This is a genomic window from Bacilliculturomica massiliensis, from assembly GCF_900605495.1.
GTDB classification, from domain to species: Bacteria; Bacillota; Clostridia; order Peptostreptococcales; family Anaerovoracaceae; genus Bacilliculturomica; species Bacilliculturomica massiliensis.
On record NZ_LR027601.1, the window covers coordinates 205861 to 223218 of the forward strand.

At 53.5% G+C, this 17358-nt stretch carries 14 protein-coding genes; 10 read left to right on the plus strand and 4 right to left on the minus strand.

Annotation, left to right across the window (positions count from 1 at the left end):
- Positions 1 to 17: 17 nt before the first annotated feature.
- Positions 18 to 317 carry a TIGR03905 family TSCPD domain-containing protein gene (locus E0E37_RS06015; RefSeq protein WP_130862083.1) on the plus strand — a complete coding sequence of 100 codons (300 nt, stop codon included), beginning with the start codon at positions 18 to 20 and terminating at the stop codon, positions 315 to 317.
- 89 nt (positions 318 to 406) lie between these two features.
- Here the strand turns inward: E0E37_RS06015 and E0E37_RS06020 are convergent, their stop codons facing one another.
- Positions 407 to 1207 carry a phosphopantothenoylcysteine decarboxylase domain-containing protein gene (locus E0E37_RS06020; protein ID WP_130862084.1) on the minus strand — a complete coding sequence of 267 codons (801 nt, stop codon included), beginning with the start codon at positions 1205 to 1207 and terminating at the stop codon, positions 407 to 409.
- A 324-nt stretch (positions 1208 to 1531) separates the two neighbouring features.
- On the opposite strand from E0E37_RS06020, the gene E0E37_RS06025 reads away from it, so the two are divergent.
- The 4 genes from E0E37_RS06025 (at position 1532) to E0E37_RS06040 (ending at position 5647) form a co-directional block, all read left to right on the plus strand.
- On the plus strand, positions 1532 to 2584 hold the full coding sequence (locus E0E37_RS06025) for an inorganic phosphate transporter (RefSeq protein ID WP_130862085.1): 1053 nt from the start codon (positions 1532 to 1534) through the stop codon (positions 2582 to 2584).
- Positions 2585 to 2751: 167 nt separating this feature from the next.
- Positions 2752 to 3375, plus strand: a complete 624-nt coding sequence (locus E0E37_RS06030) for a DUF47 domain-containing protein (protein ID WP_130862086.1) — start codon at positions 2752 to 2754, stop codon at positions 3373 to 3375.
- Between the two features lie 30 nt (positions 3376 to 3405).
- Positions 3406 to 4752 (plus strand): ribonuclease PH, encoded by a 1347-nt coding sequence (gene rph / locus E0E37_RS06035; RefSeq protein WP_130862087.1) that lies wholly within the window; start codon positions 3406 to 3408, stop codon positions 4750 to 4752.
- Positions 4753 to 4807: 55 nt separating this feature from the next.
- The gene (locus tag E0E37_RS06040) at positions 4808 to 5647 is read left to right on the plus strand and encodes a YihY/virulence factor BrkB family protein (RefSeq protein ID WP_165445231.1); all 840 of its coding nucleotides are present in this window, start codon (positions 4808 to 4810) and stop codon (positions 5645 to 5647) included.
- A 131-nt stretch (positions 5648 to 5778) separates the two neighbouring features.
- Here the strand turns inward: E0E37_RS06040 and E0E37_RS06045 are convergent, their stop codons facing one another.
- Both E0E37_RS06045 and serC read right to left on the minus strand, forming a co-directional pair.
- A complete protein-coding gene (locus E0E37_RS06045; protein WP_130862089.1) occupies positions 5779 to 6945 on the minus strand; it encodes a 3-phosphoglycerate dehydrogenase family protein in 1167 nt (388 codons plus the stop codon).
- Positions 6946 to 6968: 23 nt separating this feature from the next.
- Complete coding sequence (serC, locus tag E0E37_RS06050; protein WP_130862090.1) at positions 6969 to 8060, minus strand: 3-phosphoserine/phosphohydroxythreonine transaminase; 1092 nt, start codon at positions 8058 to 8060, stop codon at positions 6969 to 6971.
- 1080 nt (positions 8061 to 9140) lie between these two features.
- Between serC and E0E37_RS06055 the strand changes: the two genes are divergently transcribed.
- Both E0E37_RS06055 and E0E37_RS06060 read left to right on the plus strand, forming a co-directional pair.
- The gene (locus E0E37_RS06055) at positions 9141 to 10355 is read left to right on the plus strand and encodes a cofactor-independent phosphoglycerate mutase (RefSeq protein WP_130862091.1); all 1215 of its coding nucleotides are present in this window, start codon (positions 9141 to 9143) and stop codon (positions 10353 to 10355) included.
- Positions 10356 to 10373: 18 nt separating this feature from the next.
- Complete coding sequence (locus E0E37_RS06060; RefSeq protein ID WP_130862092.1) at positions 10374 to 11768, plus strand: D-alanyl-D-alanine carboxypeptidase family protein; 1395 nt, start codon at positions 10374 to 10376, stop codon at positions 11766 to 11768.
- A 118-nt stretch (positions 11769 to 11886) separates the two neighbouring features.
- Here the strand turns inward: E0E37_RS06060 and E0E37_RS06065 are convergent, their stop codons facing one another.
- Positions 11887 to 12822 carry a carbohydrate kinase family protein gene (locus E0E37_RS06065; RefSeq protein WP_165445232.1) on the minus strand — a complete coding sequence of 312 codons (936 nt, stop codon included), beginning with the start codon at positions 12820 to 12822 and terminating at the stop codon, positions 11887 to 11889.
- Between the two features lie 288 nt (positions 12823 to 13110).
- Between E0E37_RS06065 and uvrC the strand changes: the two genes are divergently transcribed.
- The 3 genes from uvrC (at position 13111) to E0E37_RS06080 (ending at position 17250) form a co-directional block, all read left to right on the plus strand.
- Positions 13111 to 14943 carry an excinuclease ABC subunit UvrC gene (gene uvrC, locus E0E37_RS06070; RefSeq protein ID WP_130862094.1) on the plus strand — a complete coding sequence of 611 codons (1833 nt, stop codon included), beginning with the start codon at positions 13111 to 13113 and terminating at the stop codon, positions 14941 to 14943.
- Between the two features lie 127 nt (positions 14944 to 15070).
- On the plus strand, positions 15071 to 15367 hold the full coding sequence (locus E0E37_RS06075) for a DUF1292 domain-containing protein (protein WP_130862095.1): 297 nt from the start codon (positions 15071 to 15073) through the stop codon (positions 15365 to 15367).
- Positions 15368 to 15846: 479 nt separating this feature from the next.
- Positions 15847 to 17250, plus strand: a complete 1404-nt coding sequence (locus tag E0E37_RS06080) for an alanine/glycine:cation symporter family protein (RefSeq protein ID WP_130862096.1) — start codon at positions 15847 to 15849, stop codon at positions 17248 to 17250.
- The last annotated feature ends 108 nt before the right edge of the window (positions 17251 to 17358 follow it).

Consider the following 17358-nt stretch of genomic DNA (forward strand, 5'->3'; position numbering starts at 1 on the left):
AAAGAGGTTAGAGTAAAATGCAGTATTCGTATCATACGAGGGGAACTTGTTCTACGCAGATCTTTTTTGATCTGGAGGAAGGCAGAGTTCACAACGTACATTTTTTAAATGGATGTGACGGAAATCTTCAGGCCATCGGAAAACTGGTGGAGGGGATGCCGGCTGAAGCGGTCATCGAGCGCTGCGGCGGGATCTCCTGTGGAAATAAACCGACCTCCTGCGGCGATCAGCTGGCCACGGCGCTGAAGCTGGCCATGCAGGAAGAAGAACGGGCCGCCGTTTCCGAAGCGGTGGAAGAGCAGCTGAAAGAAGCGTAGCGTTTCAGATGTACTCATGTACTTAAACGAACGGAGGCGAAGCCTGAGAAAGGCTTCGCCTCCGTTTTGTTCTGCGGACATGGTGCAGGCTAGAGCCAGTTATCGGAAGCGTAGTCCAGCAGATCGGGACAGCCCGGAGCGCTCAGACTGATGCCGGTATATCCGATGGAAGTCACCAGGTGGCGGGTGGAATATCCTTTTCGCAGCTCCGCCAGATCGTTGGCCAGAATATAGTCCATGTTGTTTTTTATACACAGTTTTCTGGCAACGTCGATGAGATGTTCCTTCGTCACATTTTCAAGCAGCTTGCAGCCGATGAGAGTGGCGGAGGGGAACCATCCGCGCAGATTGGAGATCAGCTTTGTAGTCAGCGTCAGCTTTACGGTGAGATTGGGTTCGTAACTGCTGATCTTCGTACTGTCGTTTACTTTGCACCGGGGCGAAGTGAGCACGGAGAGGATGAGCGTTTCCATGTCCGCAGGCCCCAGAGAACCGGGTCCCGCCTGCTGAAGGACGCGGGTAAGTTCGGCGGCAAGATCTTCCATGCGAAAGCTGAATTGGGGCTTGTAATCCCCCACGGCAGAGGCGTGAATGACCGTATCGTAAGGTTTTAGGGTGCGCGTTTCGGCCTGAGATTCCAGAGCGGCGTACATATCTGCGGTGGTCTCGATGGGGATGACCAGAAGATCGTCCGCCTCCGCCATTTTATATCGCTCAAACAGGTTGCTGCGGGTGACGCTTTCCGTCACGATAAGGCAGACAAAGTCGCCGTTCTGCAAAGCTCGCCGGGCCAGATTCAAACTAAGCGATCCGGTGGACATATTGGTGATCTTCATGACTTCGTCGATGGGTTCGTTGGTGGGTCCTCCTGTAATGAGAATACGCTTCATGTGAAATGCTCCTTTCCTGTGGGCTGCGTAACCGCGGCCTCTGAACAGCCCGCGCCTGCCGGCGGCTTTGATCCTGAAATGACGCCAGGGCGAAAATGTGAATCGATACGTGTGTTCCGGGCCTGCTGCAATGGCATAATTATACTCTTTTTATTTTGCCCTGGGAAGCGGGTAGTTTGGGTTTCGCAAAATAAATGAAAGGCATGTCGCACTTCGTCGAATTTCTGCGTTTTTCGCTGAATGACAGTCGTTGAAGATGATAAAAACGCTGTGATAAAATAAATGTCGGAACATATTTTAAAAAAGCGGACGAAGGAGAAACGAATGACTATTTCACTGGGGGAATTTCTGCGGCAGATCATCGAAAATCCAGCGCTGCTTATCACGGTGATCCTCACTCTCGGCGTCGTTCTGGTAAACGGCTGGACGGATGCGCCAAACGCCATCGCCACATGTGTATCCACGCGCAGCATCGAGCCGCGGGCGGCGATCATCATGGCGGCGATTTTTAATTTTCTGGGAGTTCTCGTCATGACCACGGTGAACGCTACGGTAGCTCAGACCATTTACAATATGGTGGACTTTGGAGGAAATGTTCACAGCGCGCTGGTAGCCCTGTGCGCGGCGCTGTTCGCCATCGTGCTCTGGGCGACGGCGGCCTGGTACTTCGGTATTCCTACAAGTGAAAGTCACGCGCTGATCGCCGGACTTTCCGGGGCGGCCATCGCTCTGCAGGGCGGACTTTCCGGCGTTGATCCCACAGAGTGGATCAAGGTGATATACGGGCTCGTGCTCTCCACCTTCCTCGGTTTCGGTATGGGAAATCTGACGGTGAGGATCGTGGAACTTGCATTTCGCAGGACGGAACGGAAAAAAGCCCATGCATTTTTCCAGAAAGCCCAGGTGGCGGGAGGAGCAGCCACGGCTTTTATGCACGGAGCCCAGGATGGACAGAAGTTTATGGGCGTTTTTATGCTGGGACTGTTTCTCGCCGGGGGCAGGGGAGATGTGGACCATTTTGTCATCCCTGTGTGGCTGATGATATTGTGCTCTCTGGTCATGGCGCTGGGAACGTCCATCGGGGGATATCGGATCATCAAGGCGGTGGGCATGGACATGGTGAGGCTGGACAAACATCAGGGGTTTTCCGCAGATGTAGCGGCAGTGGGCTGTCTGTTCCTTTCTTCGCTGACGGGAATTCCAGTGAGCACGACGCATACCAAGACTACGGCCATCATGGGAGTGGGAGCGGCGAAACGGCTGAGTTCAGTGAATTGGGGCGTGGTAAACGAGATGGTGCTCACCTGGGTGCTGACGTTTCCAGGCTGCGGCCTGATCGGCTTTCTCATGGCCCAGCTGTTTATGCGGCTTTTCTGACGGCGGTCTGGGGCTGTACAAAAAAAGGAGAGCGTGCCGGCGCAGTCTGTGGTAGAATAGGTACGGGAATCTGAGCCGGCGGATGCGGACGGCTGACGGGGATTCGCGGAAGAATGGGACCGGCGGATGACAGTGGATCGGCCGGTGAGAAATGTGGAGGATAACAAATGGCCAGAAAAAGGGACATGGATTATTTTGACGGTTTTGTGAGCCTGGTAAACTACTCCTGCGAGGCGGCCGCCTTTTTGGAGAATATCGTGGAGCATTACGATCCGGGCTGCCTGAATGAAAAGATGAAAGAGATACATGCCATCGAACATCAGGCGGATATCGAAAAGCATCTGATGATGCAGAAACTGGCGAAGGAATTTATCACTCCCATCGAGCGGGAGGATATCATGTCCATGGCCCACGAGATCGACAACGTGACAGACGCCATCGAGGATGTGGTCATGCAGATGTACATGTTCAATATCCGCAGCATACGGAAAGAAGCGGAGGCCATGACGCGTATCATCATCAATTGCTGCGATGCGCTGCGGTCTGCGCTGAAAGAATTTCACAACTTCCGTAAATCTGAAAGCATCCACAAGCTGATCATCGAGGTGAACCGGCTGGAGGAAGAGGGCGACAGGACGTACACGGAGGCGGTGCGGCAGCTGTATCAGGAAAAGACGGACGTGCTGGAGATCATGGGCTGGACCAGGATATTTGAGTGTATGGAAAAGTGCTGTGACGTGTGTGAGAACGTATCGGACGTCATAGAAAGCGTCATCATGAAAAATTCGTAGCAGTGCAGGGACAGAAAAGCGGAGGCGGAAATGGACGGAGCAAGAGTGGACGGCAGGGCGGCGGACCAGCTGCGGCCCTTCAAAATAACAAATGATTACCTGATGTATCCGGCGGGTTCGGTGCTGGTGGAAGCTGGAAATACAAAGGTGATCTGTACGGCCTGCGTGGAAGAAAAAACCGCCAAGCATCTCACCGGCACGGGGCAGGGCTGGGTGACGGCAGAGTATGGCATGCTCCCCGGATCCACGGGCAGCAGGAAGGCGCGGGACGCGTCCCGGGGAAAGGTCGACGGCAGGAGCACGGAGATCCAGCGTCTCATTGGCCGCTCGCTGCGCTCTGTGGTCGATATGGATAAGCTGGGAGAGCGTACCATCCGCATCGACTGCGATGTCATTCAGGCGGACGGCGGAACGCGGACGGCGTCCGTCACGGGAGCCTTCGTGGCCATGGTGGAGGCGATGAAAAAGATGAAGGAGCAGGGACTGATCGGAGAGATCCCAGTCCGTTCCTTTGTATCGGCAGTGAGCGTGGGAAAGGCAGGCGGACGTGCGCTGCTGGACCTGTGTTACGAGGAAGACTCTCAGGCTCAGGTGGATATGAATGTTATCATGACCGACAGGGGAGAATATATTGAAGTACAGGGAACGGGGGAGCAAAGCCCGTTTTCCGAGCAGGAGCTCATGGAGCTGCTGGCTCTGGCCAAAAAGGGATGCGGGGAGCTGCACCGGCTGCAGGCAGAGATCATCGGCGATCTGACGCCGGCAGAAGAGAAGCGGGTCACCGTGGTGGCGGCTACTCAAAATAAACATAAGATCGAGGAGATCTCAGCCATCACCGGGGAGTTCGGCATGGACATCGTGTCGCGCAGAGATGCGGGCGTGCCGGATTTTGAGGTGGTGGAAGACGGCGATACCTTTGAATACAATTCGGAAAAAAAGGCCAGAGAGATCATGGAAGTGTGTCAAAAGATCACCATAGCCGACGATTCCGGTCTGATGGTGGACGCGCTGGACGGGGCGCCGGGCGTGTACTCCGCCCGCTTTGCGGGAGACGGCTGCGACGATGAGGCAAACAACGATAAGCTGCTGGAGCTGCTGCGGGATGTTCCCATGGAGAAGCGTACCGCCAAATTCGTCTCTGTTATCACTATGGTGTTTCCCGGCGGAGAGACGCTGACTGCCCGGGGAGAGTGTCCGGGGCATGTTGCGTTTGAACGCCGCGGCGACAACGGATTCGGATACGATCCGCTATTTGTGCCGGAAGGGTACGAACAGAGCTTTGCGGAGCTTTCCGGACCGGAGAAAAATAAGATCAGCCACCGGGCCAGGGCGCTGCAGAAGTTGAGGGAGCTTCTGACAGAACGCAGCGGAAGGTAAGAGTGGATATGGGAGCGGAGAGGGATGGAGCGGCAGTGGATTTGGGGGAATGAGGATGACGAAGAAGCGGACGACGGATATTCTGATGCAGGTGATCAAGTGCCTGCAGGATCCGTATTATCAGGGGAGAGCGGCGGAGCTGGCGTTCTATTTCATTATGTCCATGGTTCCCATCGCGATCCTGCTGGGCGAAGCGCTGAACATCTTTTCCATCTCCATCAACGTGGTGCGGGACCTGATCGGTCAGTATGTATCAGGTGATATGGCGGATGCTCTGCTTGAATATCTGACGTATTCGCCAACGGGCACTTTCAGTCTGGTCTTCATCGTGTTTGCCCTCTGGGGAGCCTCGAAGGTCCAGTTTTCTCTGGTGTGCATCTCCAATTACGCTTATACTGGGGAGACTCTTGTGAAGGGGTATATCAGAGAGCGTCTGCGGGCTATCAAGAACATCGTGCTGACGATCTTCATGCTGGTCTTCAGTCTCATCGTCATGGTCTACGGGGAAGTGATCCTTGATCTGGTGGGACTTTACATGGAAAAATTTCTTCACATTACGTTCAATATCAGCGATATATGGTATCTGCTCCGCTGGCCGGCGGCTATCGCCGTGTACTTTTTGACGGTGAGCTACAACTATTATTCGCTGCCGGCGAGAAAAAAACCTTACAGGAAGTTCCTGCCCGGGAGCGCGGTAGCCGCGGCGGGAATGCTGATCGCTACCTGGGTCTATTCCTATTACGCCAGGGTGTTCGCCAACTTCGATCTGCTGTATGGAGGCCTGGCTTCCATCGTGGCTCTGCTGTTCTGGTTCTATATCCTTGGAATGATCCTTATTGTAGGCATTCTCACCAACGTGGCCTGGGAAGCCTATCCGAATCCGAAGCGCAGGTAAGCCGCTGAAACAAATGCCAATTGAAAACAGCCTGAAACAATAAAGAAGCGTACCGCTGACCGGAACAGATCCGGTGCGGTACGCTTTTCTGGTGAACGTCCTGTTTTTTCGGTATGGTCCCCGCCTTTTCCTCAGCGGTTCTGAATGACGCGTACGCTGATGATGCCTTCCTCGGCGTCCAGGGCTCTGCGCAGCGCGTCCTCATCCACCTGGGAATCCACGTCGATAAGGGTGCAGGCCAGATCGTTTTTGCTGCGGTTGATCAGATCGCTGATATTGATGTTCATGTCAGCGAAGATACCGGTGATCTTGCCCAGCATGGCTGGTACGTTTTTGTTCAGTACGCAGACGCGGCCCATAGTGGTGACAGGTCCCAGACTGCAGGCCGGGAAGTTGACGGAGTTTGTGATATTTCCGTTTTCCAGATAATCCATGAGCTGATCCACTGCCATCATGGCGCAGTTGTCCTCCGCTTCCTGAGAGGAAGCGCCCAGATGAGGAATGCAGACCACGCCGGAGTGATGGAGCACCGTATCGTTGGGGAAATCGGTCACATACTTGCGGAGCAGCCCGTTTTTCAGCGCGTCCAGCAGATCCTTTTCCACCACCAGAGAGTCGCGGGAGAAGTTCAGCAGGCAGGCGCTGTTCTTCATCTGTGCAAAGCGGGTAGCGTCGAACATGCCTTTGGTGCTTTCCATGGCGGGCACGTGGATCGTCACGTAATCGCATTTGGGAAGCATCACGTCAAGACTCTGTGCCACGGGGATCGTATTGGAGAGTGCGTGGGCCGCGTGCAGAGTAATGTAGGGATCGAAGCCTACGACCTTCATGCCCAGCTGTTCGGCGGCGTTTGCCACGAGAACGCCGATGGCGCCCAGGCCCACCACGCCCAGAGTCTTGCCCATGATCTCGCGTCCGGCGAACTGAGATTTCCCTTTCTCGACCGCTTTGGCCGCATCCTCTTTCAGGCCGTTGGCCCAGAGGATCGCTTCGGGGATATTTCTGGCCGACATGAGAATGCCTGCCAGGACCAGTTCTTTTACAGCATTGGCGTTGGCGCCGGGCGTGTTGAAGACCACGATGCCCTTTTCAGAGCAGCGGTCGACGGGAATGTTGTTTACGCCGGCTCCGGCCCGGGCGATGGCCAGCAGACCTTCACCCAGTTCCATCGAGTGCATATCCTGACTGCGCACGAGAACTCCGTTGGACTGGTCGATCTCAGCGCCTACTTCGTAAGCCTCGCTGAACCGGTTCAGTCCTTTCTTGGAAATTTTATTTAAAGTCGCTATCTTGTACATGACACTGTTCTCCTTTTTATAGTTTACGCGTTTTCCTCTTCGAATTTTTTCATGAAGGCGATGAGAGCTTCCACGCCTTCCACGGGCATGGCGTTGTAGATGCTGGCTCTCATGCCGCCGATGCTTCTGTGTCCGCCCAGATTGACCAGCCCCTGCTCTTTTGCCTGGGCCACGAACTTCTTGTCGAGATCCGGATTGCCGGTGACGAACACCACGTTCATGAGAGAACGGTCCTCTTTTGCCACGGGAGCGGTGTACAGCCTGCTGCTGTCAATGTAATCATAGAGCATGGAAGCTTTTTTGATATTGCGTTCTTCCATGGCTTTGACGCCGCCCATCCTCTTCAGATACTGGAAGGTGAGACCCGCCATATAGATCCCGTAGGTAGGCGGAGTGTTGTACATGGAATCGTTGTCCGCGGCCACCTTGTAATCCAGCATGGTGGGAACGCTGTCGTCAGCAAAGCCCAGCAGGTCCTCCCGGATGATGACGATGACCACGCCGGCGGGACCGATGTTCTTCTGCGCGCCCGCCCAGATGATGCCGAATTTGGTGACGTCGATCTCCTGAGAAAGGATGCTGGAAGAGAAGTCGCCTACCAGAGGAATATCTCCTGTATCCGGGAATTCGGGATAACGGCTTCCGTAGATGGTATTGTTGCCCGTGATATATACATAGTCTGCGTCGGATCTGAACTCTTCTTTTTTAACTTTGGGAATATAAGTGAAAGTTTTGTCCTCGGAGGAGGCTACGATCTTGATGTCGCCGAATTTCTGGGCTTCCTTGGCCGCTTTTTTCGCCCAGGTGCCGGTCACGATGTAATCGGCTTTTTTCGATCTGCGCAGCAGGTTCAGAGGGACCATGGCAAACTGCAGCGAACCGCCTCCCTGGAGGAAAAGAACCTTATAATTGTCCGGAATATTCATCAGCTCCCGCAGATCGGCCTCAGCCCGCTGGATGATCGCCTCGAAATCGGCGGAACGATGGCTCATTTCCATGACGGACATGCCGCTGCCTGCGCAGTTGGTCATCTCCGCGGCCGCCTGCTCCAAAACTTCCAGCGGCAGCATGGAAGGTCCTGCGGAAAAGTTGTAAACACGATTTTCATACTTCATAATCTTTCGCCTCCTGGTTACTTTGCTCTGATATCCAATAATATTTATGCGCCTGTTTTGGCGTCGGGGTATCGCCTGTCTGATGGTCCCCACGATGATCGCCTGTCTGATGGTCCCCACGATGATCGCCTGCCTGAAGAACTAATGAAATGATTTTAATACAGATAAAAATCGAAATCAATATCTATGTTAAAAACGGTTATTATTTCTCTGAAAACAAAATCGACCGGATATTATTGCGGGAAAAGTTTCTTGTTTTTTTCGTAAATTAATAAGAAAATAGCGACAAAAAAATAATGTGTGACACGAAAAAATTCAAAGATACAGATTATAAAACATTGAAATATTAATATTTAATATAAAAATCTATAGATTGTATACAAAAATATAACCGTATATAATTTTGAGTGTTATTTGATTTTTTTATCGCCTTAAAAGTGTATGACCGTGAGAAAAATAATGTGAATAAATAAGGAGAAATATTCGAGATAAAATAGAGCGACAGCTGGTTTTTGCATCAAAAAAAATCTGATCTGTGGTCTGCACGAGAAAAAAGCGGATCAATTTGCGGCAAGATGGTTTTATAAATATTTCAAATGTGTTACAATAAACCAGTGTATGTCTGATCTTATCAAAAAAAGAAGGGGACGTTTTTTTATGGTCATCATTTAAAAGCGTCCGTTATAAAGTTATAAAAAAGTTTCCTTAGGAGACACGATTCGCCCTGCGGGCTCACTTTCACAGGGTAAACTTTTTTGTTATTCCGTCAATATCGCTTTGCGATATTTCCTGCATAATAAAAAAGTTTCCTTAGGAAACATGATTCGCCCTGCGGGCTCACTTTTACAGGGTAAACTTTTTTGTTATTCCGTCAATATCGCTTTGCGATATTTCCTGCATAATAAAAAAGTTTCCTTAGGAAACACGATTCGCCCTGCGGGCTTACGTTACAAGAATAATAGAAGATGAACGAAAAAGGAATGACTCCGCGGCGAAGGCGGCAGCCTGCCGGCAGGGTATGGATGAGAGCCGCCGTCCGCAGGCGGGCCGGGAATGAAAAAACGGAAAGGGGAACGTATAATGAAGTATTTGATATTAGTCGCCGACGGGGCGGCAGACGAAAAGATCGAGGCGCTGGGCGGAAAGACTCCGCTGGAGACCGCCTGTATGCCGAATATAAACGGGCTTGCAAAGAAGGGACTCGTAGGCATGGTGAGCACGGTGCCCGAGGGGATCGCGCCTGGAAGCGACGCGGCCAATCTGTCGGTCATGGGGTATGATCCGCGCGTATATCTGACGGGACGTTCTCCGCTGGAGGCTGCAAGCATCGGCATCGACATGTCGGACACGGATGTGGCGTTTCGCTGCAATATCGTCACGCTGGCCGGCGACGGACCGTATGAAGATAAAATCGTACTGGATCACAGTTCCGGGGACATTACCACAGAGGAAGCGGATGAACTGATCAGGGCGGTCAACGAGAAGTTCGGGAACGAGACGGTTCAGTTTTACACCGGCGTCAGCTACCGCCACTGCATGATCGTAAAGAACGGAGAGACGAATTACGATCTGACGCCTCCCCATGACATACTGACAAAACGCGCGGGAGATCACATGCCGAAAGGAGAAGGTTCACAGTTCATCGCCGATATGATGCGGGAGAGCTACGAGCTGCTCTCCGGGCATCCTGTCAACCTCAGGCGGATGGAGAAGGGGCTGAACCCTGCAAACTCGCTGTGGATCTGGGGCCAGGGAAAGAAACCGGCGCTGTCTTCCTTCTATGATAAATACAAGATCAGCGGAGCTACGATCTCCGCGGTGGATCTGATCAAGGGCATCGGCATCTGCGCCGGTCTGAAGTCCGTGGATGTGCCGGGAGCCACAGGCACGATCCATACGAATTTCGACGGCAAGGGAAAAGCGGCCATACAGCAGTTTAAAGAGGGCATGGATTTTGTCTATCTCCACCTGGAGGCGCCGGACGAGTGCTCTCATCAGGGCGATATGGAAGGTAAGATCAGATCTCTGGAACTGATCGACGAGAAGGTCATGGGACAGGTGATCGATTATCTGGATCACTGCGGAGAGGATTACAAGGTTCTGGTCCTGCCTGATCATCAGACGCCGCTGTCCATCCGGACTCACGCGGGGCGGCCTGTGCCTTTCGTTCTCTACAACAGCGCGAGACCGGAAGCGGAGGATGAGAGCAAGGTCTTCGGCGAAACATCCGGAGCCGCGTCAGACCTGTTCTTTGCGAACGGCTATGAGCTGACCGATTTCTTCTTTTGCGGATAATCGGGGGCAGTTGACAGCATGAAAAAATTATTGTCCATACTTCTGATAATAGCTGTGATGCTTTCTGTGCCGGTCTTTTCCTATGGAACCACGGAGACGCCGGCGCTCATCGGAGAGACGGCGATCCTGATGGATATGACCACGGGAAAGATCCTGTACGAGAAAAACGCCAATGACACCCGATATCCGGCCAGCTGCACAAAGATCATGACGGCCCTTCTGGCTCTGGAGAATCTGGACGTGAACAAGACCGTAACCGTCGACGATAAGACGCCATATGAGGTGGAGGGGAGCCACATCGCGCTGGTCCCCGGCGAACAGCTGACTGTGGATCAGCTGCTTCACGCCATGATGACGGAATCGGCAAATGACTGCGCGCTGGTTCTGGGAAAAGAAATATCGGGCACCACAGAGGATTTTGCCGCGCTGATGAATCAGCGGGCCAAGGAACTGGGAGCGAAGAATACCAATTTCGTCAATCCCAACGGGCTCCACAACGACGCCCATGTCAGCACGGCTTACGATCTGGCCATGATCGCCAGATACGCCATGACCAATCCCGAGACCAGCCAGGCCTTTCGGGAGCTGGTCACAACATATAAATATTATATCGCGCCCACTAACAAACAGCCGGAGCGTTTTCTTTACAATACCAATCGCCTGCTCTACGACACGGTGAACAAGGTGGTGGTCAACGGGGAAAAACGCGTGTTCAAGTATGACGGAGTGACCGGCGTCAAGACAGGATACACCAGTCACGCAGGCGGCTGTCTGGTAGCCAGCGCGGAGCGGAACGGGACAGAGCTTCTGGCCGTTGTCATGAAATCTACGGACCCGGGAAGATTCGCAGACTGCATGGCGCTGATGGACTGGGGCTTTGCAAACTTTAAGACCGTGCCGGCCCTGACTGCGGGAAAAGATCTGGGAGAGACCAAGGTAAAAAAGGGGTCGGTCAATCAGGTGCAGGCTGTGCTGGCGGAAGACGTTTCGGTGACACTGCCGGCGGAGGCGTCTGAGAATGTGATCTCCACAAAGGTGCTGCTGGACGAGACCGTGAACGCTCCGGTGGAAAAGGGGCAGAACATCGGCACCGTCGAGATCTACGAGGGAGATAATCTGGTGACCACGGTGGGAGCCGTGGCGGCAAAGACCGTCACGGAGGGGGGGCTGCTTTCCTACGTGGGAATTCCGGACAAGACTGCCAAAAAGATCGGGCTCACGGTATTAGCTGTATTTCTGGTTCTGATAGCCTGGCTGGTGATCTACATCATGATCAAGCGCAGACAGGTCCGTCTTCGCAGGGAGCGCAGGCGGCTGCGGGCGGAACGGCGGCGCCGGGAAGAGATCGAAAGGCGCGCGGCCTGGGAAGCGGAGTACGAACGGCAGCGCAGGGATACCTGGCAGCAGCGATGAAGGAAACGCCGTAAGTTCATGCGAAAGAAAAAAGACGATAGGCCGTTCCGCTGAGGAATGAGGCATATCGTCTTTTGTTTCGTTGGGAAGAGAAGGATCCTCTGTGGGTTCCGGGTCGTTACAGCTCCGGAATGCTGGGGATGCCACCCCGGCGTGAAAGGGACAGCGCCGCTTTCTCATTAGCGAAATGGAGGATGTCCACCATTTCCTCGTGGGCCAGCTCCGTCAGCGGCCGGTCGATCTTCAGCAGCCGGTACAGGACCGAGCCGAAAAAGATGTCGCCTGCGCCGGTGGTATCAACGACCTCCGGCTGCCGCATCCCCTGTACATATCCCTCGCCGTCGCGTCCCACATACATACAGCCTTCGCCGCCCATGGTAATGAAGAGGAAGTGGGAACTGTAGGTGTGCAGCAGATCGGTGGGCTGCACGCCGAGAAAGGCCAGATCTTCGTGGCTGAGCTTGGCGATATCCGCTTCTTTTATGCCGTTGAGGATCTGCTCTCTCGCCGCCGTCTGGTCTTTCCACACATCAGGCCTGTAGTTGGCGTCGAAGGTGATGATAGCCCCGGCGTTTCTGGCGGCGCGCACCGCCGACAGCGCGGCGGAACGGGAAGGTTCGTCGGTGAGAGAAAGGCTTCCGAAATGAAGGAGCCGCGTGTCTTCCAGTATGGATAAAGGAAGTTCTTCCTGCCGAAGCATAGTATCTGCGCCGGGTTTTCGGGAAAAGGTAAAGGAAGGACATCCGTTTTCGTCTAATTCAATAAAACTGAGGGTGGTAAACACGTCGGGATCGGCGATCAGGCCGGAAGTGTCCACGCCCTGCTGGTTCAGAACGGCGATGAGACGCCTGCCGAAGAGATCGGCGCCTACCTTGCCGATGAAGGCGGTCTTCATACCGTATTTGGCGGGAACGCAGATGAGATTGGCGGGAGCTCCGCCGGGGTTGGCCTCATACAGAGGGCCGTCTTCGTTTTCTGCTGTGCCGGGTACAGGTGAAGCGGGAACAAAGTCGATCAGAACTTCACCCAGAGCCGTGATATCATATTTTTTCATTGATTTGTTTCTCCTCATAAAATAACATTCACACAGACGCTCCGCTCTGTGGTAAAATCTATTACGCGATCGAACCTGAGAGACGGGGCCATGGGCCGGCAGCGCGATAGAATTCATAGAATAGACGCTCTGCGGCTATTCTGACATGACTGGCCGCAGGCCATCATGGAAGAATCCGCGCATGGCGTCCCGCTATGCGGCTATTATACCACAGACACAGCGCCAGGGAAAAGAAGCCGCAAAAAAATTTTTACAAAGAGTTGACCAGACAGGCAGGAGTACAGAGAAATGTTTGACATACAGGAAAACCTGAAGAAGTTGCCGGACAAGCCGGGAGTCTATCTTCACAAGGACAGGATGGGACAGGTCATTTACGTGGGAAAGGCCGTGTCTCTGAAAAACCGGGTGCGGCAGTATTTCCAGTCGCCGGCCCGCCTTTTGCCGAAGGTGCGCGCTATGGTGTCGCACATCGCGGAGTTTGAATACATCACCACCAGCACAGAGATGGAAGCTTTGATCCTTGAGTGCAATCTCATCAAGAAATACATGCCAAAGTACAATGTGCTGCTGAGAGATGACAAGACGTACCCCTACATCAAGGTGACGATGAACGAGGAATACCCGAGGATCGTAAAGACCCGCAGAGTAGAGCACGACGGGGCGAAGTACTTCGGACCTTACGCAGACGTAGGAGCGGTCAATCAGATCATTGATCTGCTGAACAGGATCTACACGCTGAAGCGCTGTTCTGCCAGAAAGTTTTCCGCTAATTTTCAGCCCTGTCTCAATTATCATATCCAGCAGTGCAGAGGCATCTGTACGGGAAAGGTGGACCGGGAGGAATACCTTGCGGCGGTCCGACAGGTGGTGGAGTTCCTTCAGGGGAGGGACAAGAACCTGCTGGCACATCTGAAGGAGGAGATGGATAAAAGTGCGGAAGAGCTGAACTTCGAGCGGGCCGCGGAATACAGGGATTATATCCAGGCGGTGTCGGCCATCACGGAAAAACAGAGAGTGACCCTCCAGGGGGCGGCGGACATGGACCTGATCCTCACCGCCCGCGGCAACGAGAGCGCGCACGTGATTCTTTTTTTCGTGCGTCAGGGAAAACTTTCCGGGAGGGAGAGCTTTCACCTCAACGAGGAGGCGTCGGAAGACAGAAAAGAGATATTGGAATCCTTCATTAAACAGTATTATTCAGCCAATGCGGCTATCCCCAGAGAGATACTGTTGGAGGAGGAACCGGCGGAAGGGGAGCTTCTGGAACAGTGGCTGTCAGATCTGCGGGGCGCGGGAGTCAGGCTGATCGTGCCGCAGAAAGGCGAGAAGCGGGCTCTCATGGAGCTGGCCCGCCGGGATGTGGTGGAGATGATGAAGGTGCTGGACGAACGGGCGCAGAACCAGAAGGAACGGCAGGCGGCCGCCTCCAAAGCGCTTTCCGCGCTGGTGGGCCTGCAAAAGAACGGCTGGAGGCTGGAAGCTTACGATATCTCCAACACCAACGGAATGGATTCTGTGGGAGCGATGGTGGTCTTTGAAAACGGCAGGCCGGTGCGAAAGGATTACCGGAGATTTAAAATCAAAACAGTGGAGGGAGCCGACGACTACGCCAGCCTTCAGGAGGTCATCTACCGCCGCATGAAGCGGGGACTTTCGGGGGACGGCGGGTTTTCCAGAATGCCGGATCTCCTGCTCATGGACGGCGGCGACAAGCAGGTGGCCGCTGTGAGCCAGGTGCTCTCCGCCATGCAGGTGGATATTCCCGTGGCCGGTATGGTGAAAGATGATCACCACCGCACCAGGGGGCTGGTCTATCAGGGAAGGGAACTGGATCTGAAAAAAGAACCGGAGCTTTACCGCTACATTGGCACCATTCAGGAGGAAGTGCACCGTTTCGCCATCGAATACCACAGGGGACTGCGGGGAAAGGCTCTGCAGAAATCCCGGCTGGACGACATACCGGGAGTGGGGGAGAAGCGGAAGCTGGCCCTGCTGTCGCATTTCGGAAGCATCGACGCGATCCGGGAAGCTGATGTGGAAAAGATCATGGAGGTGCCCGGAATGACGCGCCCGGTGGCGGAAAACATACAAAAACATTTGAATAATTCAATTGTGAAATAAGCAATATAGTGTTATAGTGTAATATATATTGTCATCCGCTGCTGTCTTCATGACAAGGCGCGCTGCGAAAGCGCGGCAGACGGCGGGCCGGGGAAGACTGCAGAAAAGAAACAGGAGGATCATAACAATGACCGAACAAGAAAAAAACCATGGCGCTGACTGCGGCTGCGGCTGCAACGAGGAGTCCGATTACATCACGCTGGAATTTGACGACGGCGTGGAAGTGGAATGCGAGATCATGGGCATCTTCGAATTCGACGGAAAGGAATACATCGCGCTGCTTCCCGACGACGGAACTGATGATGTATATATTTACGGTTACAAGGAAGTCAGCGAAGAAGAGTTCGAACTGATCGACATCGAGGACGATGCGGAATTCGAAAAGGTAGTCGCTGAGTTTGACAAGCTGACTGCGGAGGAGTAGGAAACCGGCGCCCGGCAGGCGGCGACCGATGTTTCGCACCATGAGACCATACCGCCGGCCAATAAGCTGAATTCATATGAAAAGATAAAGACCGGAGACCGTGCCGTCTCGTTTACTGAGCACAGGTCTCCGGTTTTTTACATGATAGGAACTATCGCCAAGCATCATTGGCGAATGGCTCCCGGAGTGAGAAGGGGGCGTCTATTCAGAGAAGCGGTCCTTTTCACGGATGGTATTTTCATTATACATAAATCCGTGTCGAAAGCGAATAAACAGAGAAATGACTTCGAAAAAATTACAGAAAAAGGGTAGCACGTCAGAAAATTTTATTGGAAATTGACCAGTTTATAAAAAAATGTGTGGAATTGTCAAAATATTGTGAATAGAGATAGAAAAATCTAGATAGTTTCCTCCGAAAATGCTATAATCAGATTGTGGTTATATGAAAATGCCCTGCAGGGCAAGAGAGGAGTGACATAATGGAATTCGCAGACAAAATTGTAACAGCAATCAACGGTGTGTTATGGGGATGGCCTATGATCATCCTTCTGTTCGGAACTCATATTTTCATGACGTTCAGAACCGGATTTATTCAGAAAAATATTTTTCGCGCGATCAAGATGTCTGTCGAAAAAGATCCGGATGCGGAAGGCGACGTTACGCAGTTCGGCGCGCTGACCACGGCTTTGGCTTCCACCATCGGAACCGGAAACATCGTGGGCGTAGGCACGGCCATCGCCTCCGGCGGTCCCGGCGCTGTGCTCTGGTGCTGGCTGTCCGGAGTATTCGGTATCGCCACCAAGTACAGTGAATGCCTGATCGCCGTCAAGTACCGTGTAAAGAGCGAAGACGGCTCCATGATCGGCGGCGCCATGTACGCTCTGGAGCGGGGGCTGAAGATGAAGTGGCTGGGCGTGATATTCGCTATCTGCACTGCGCTGGCATCCTTTGGTATCGGCTGTACCGTACAGGCCAACGCAGTGTCCACCAATGTGCAGACCAACTTCGGTGTGCCGCTGTGGGTGACGGGACTGATCGTTGCGGCCCTCACCGGCCTGGTGATCATCGGCGGGATCCAGTCCATCACAAGAGTGGCGGAAAAGCTGGTGCCCCTGATGGCGGTGTTCTACTTCCTGGGCTGTCTGATCATCCTGATCATGAACAGAGACGTGCTGGGTCAGGCCGTAGCGACGATCTGCAAGGCGGCCTTTACGCCGAGAGCGATGGGCGGCGGCTTCATCGGCAGCACCATCATGCTGGCGGCCCGCTACGGAATCGCCAGAGGATTGTTCTCCAATGAATCCGGACTGGGCTCCGCTCCGCTGGTAGCGGCTGCGGCGCAGACGAGAAATCCGGTGAGACAGGCGCTGGTATCCATGACGGGAACGTTCTGGGATACGGTAGTCATCTGCCTGATGACCGGTCTGGTCCTGGTAAGCTGCATCATCAAGTACCCCAACATCGACGGACTGTCCGGAAACGGCGGCGAGCTGACCAGCATGGCCTTTGCGCAGATCCCCACGGTGGGGACCTTCGTACTGGTGATCGGTCTGATCACCTTCGCATTTTCCACCATACTGGGCTGGTACTATTACGGTGAGCGGTGCATGATCTATCTGTTCGGCGAAAAGGTGAAGATGTTCTACAAGATCATCTGGGTCATCGTTATCTTCATCGGAGCTGTGGGCAACCTTCCCTTTGTCTGGAATTTGGCCGACATGCTCAACGGTATGATGGCGATCCCCAATCTGATCGCGGTCCTGCTGTTATCTGGTATCATCGCCAAGGAAGGCAAGCGTTATCTGTCTCCGGATCACATCATGGATAAAGATGATCAGGTGATCCCGGTGGTGGGCAATCAGAAGAAAGGCGTACTTTTCTAAAATTTAATACATAAGATAATCCAGTTATAATCCAAATCCAAGTTATCCAAACGTTCTTTCGGTCTCGCGGCCGGGAGGGCAAAACTCTTTCATAAAACCACTGACGAT

What these genes read in the sequence shown, in the direction of transcription:
- E0E37_RS06015 (WP_130862083.1), top strand. Translation starts at nt 18, where the DNA reads ATGCAGTATTCGTATCATACGAGGGGAACTTGTTCTACGCAGATCTTT.
- E0E37_RS06020 (WP_130862084.1), bottom strand. Translation starts at nt 1,207, where the DNA reads ATGAAGCGTATTCTCATTACAGGAGGACCCACCAACGAACCCATCGAC.
- E0E37_RS06025 (WP_130862085.1), top strand. Translation starts at nt 1,532, where the DNA reads ATGACTATTTCACTGGGGGAATTTCTGCGGCAGATCATCGAAAATCCA.
- E0E37_RS06030 (WP_130862086.1), top strand. Translation starts at nt 2,752, where the DNA reads ATGGCCAGAAAAAGGGACATGGATTATTTTGACGGTTTTGTGAGCCTG.
- rph (WP_130862087.1), top strand. Translation starts at nt 3,406, where the DNA reads ATGGACGGAGCAAGAGTGGACGGCAGGGCGGCGGACCAGCTGCGGCCC.
- E0E37_RS06040 (WP_165445231.1), top strand. Translation starts at nt 4,808, where the DNA reads ATGACGAAGAAGCGGACGACGGATATTCTGATGCAGGTGATCAAGTGC.
- E0E37_RS06045 (WP_130862089.1), bottom strand. Translation starts at nt 6,945, where the DNA reads ATGTACAAGATAGCGACTTTAAATAAAATTTCCAAGAAAGGACTGAAC.
- serC (WP_130862090.1), bottom strand. Translation starts at nt 8,060, where the DNA reads ATGAAGTATGAAAATCGTGTTTACAACTTTTCCGCAGGACCTTCCATG.
- E0E37_RS06055 (WP_130862091.1), top strand. Translation starts at nt 9,141, where the DNA reads ATGAAGTATTTGATATTAGTCGCCGACGGGGCGGCAGACGAAAAGATC.
- E0E37_RS06060 (WP_130862092.1), top strand. Translation starts at nt 10,374, where the DNA reads ATGAAAAAATTATTGTCCATACTTCTGATAATAGCTGTGATGCTTTCT.
- E0E37_RS06065 (WP_165445232.1), bottom strand. Translation starts at nt 12,822, where the DNA reads ATGAAAAAATATGATATCACGGCTCTGGGTGAAGTTCTGATCGACTTT.
- uvrC (WP_130862094.1), top strand. Translation starts at nt 13,111, where the DNA reads ATGTTTGACATACAGGAAAACCTGAAGAAGTTGCCGGACAAGCCGGGA.
- E0E37_RS06075 (WP_130862095.1), top strand. Translation starts at nt 15,071, where the DNA reads ATGACCGAACAAGAAAAAAACCATGGCGCTGACTGCGGCTGCGGCTGC.
- E0E37_RS06080 (WP_130862096.1), top strand. Translation starts at nt 15,847, where the DNA reads ATGGAATTCGCAGACAAAATTGTAACAGCAATCAACGGTGTGTTATGG.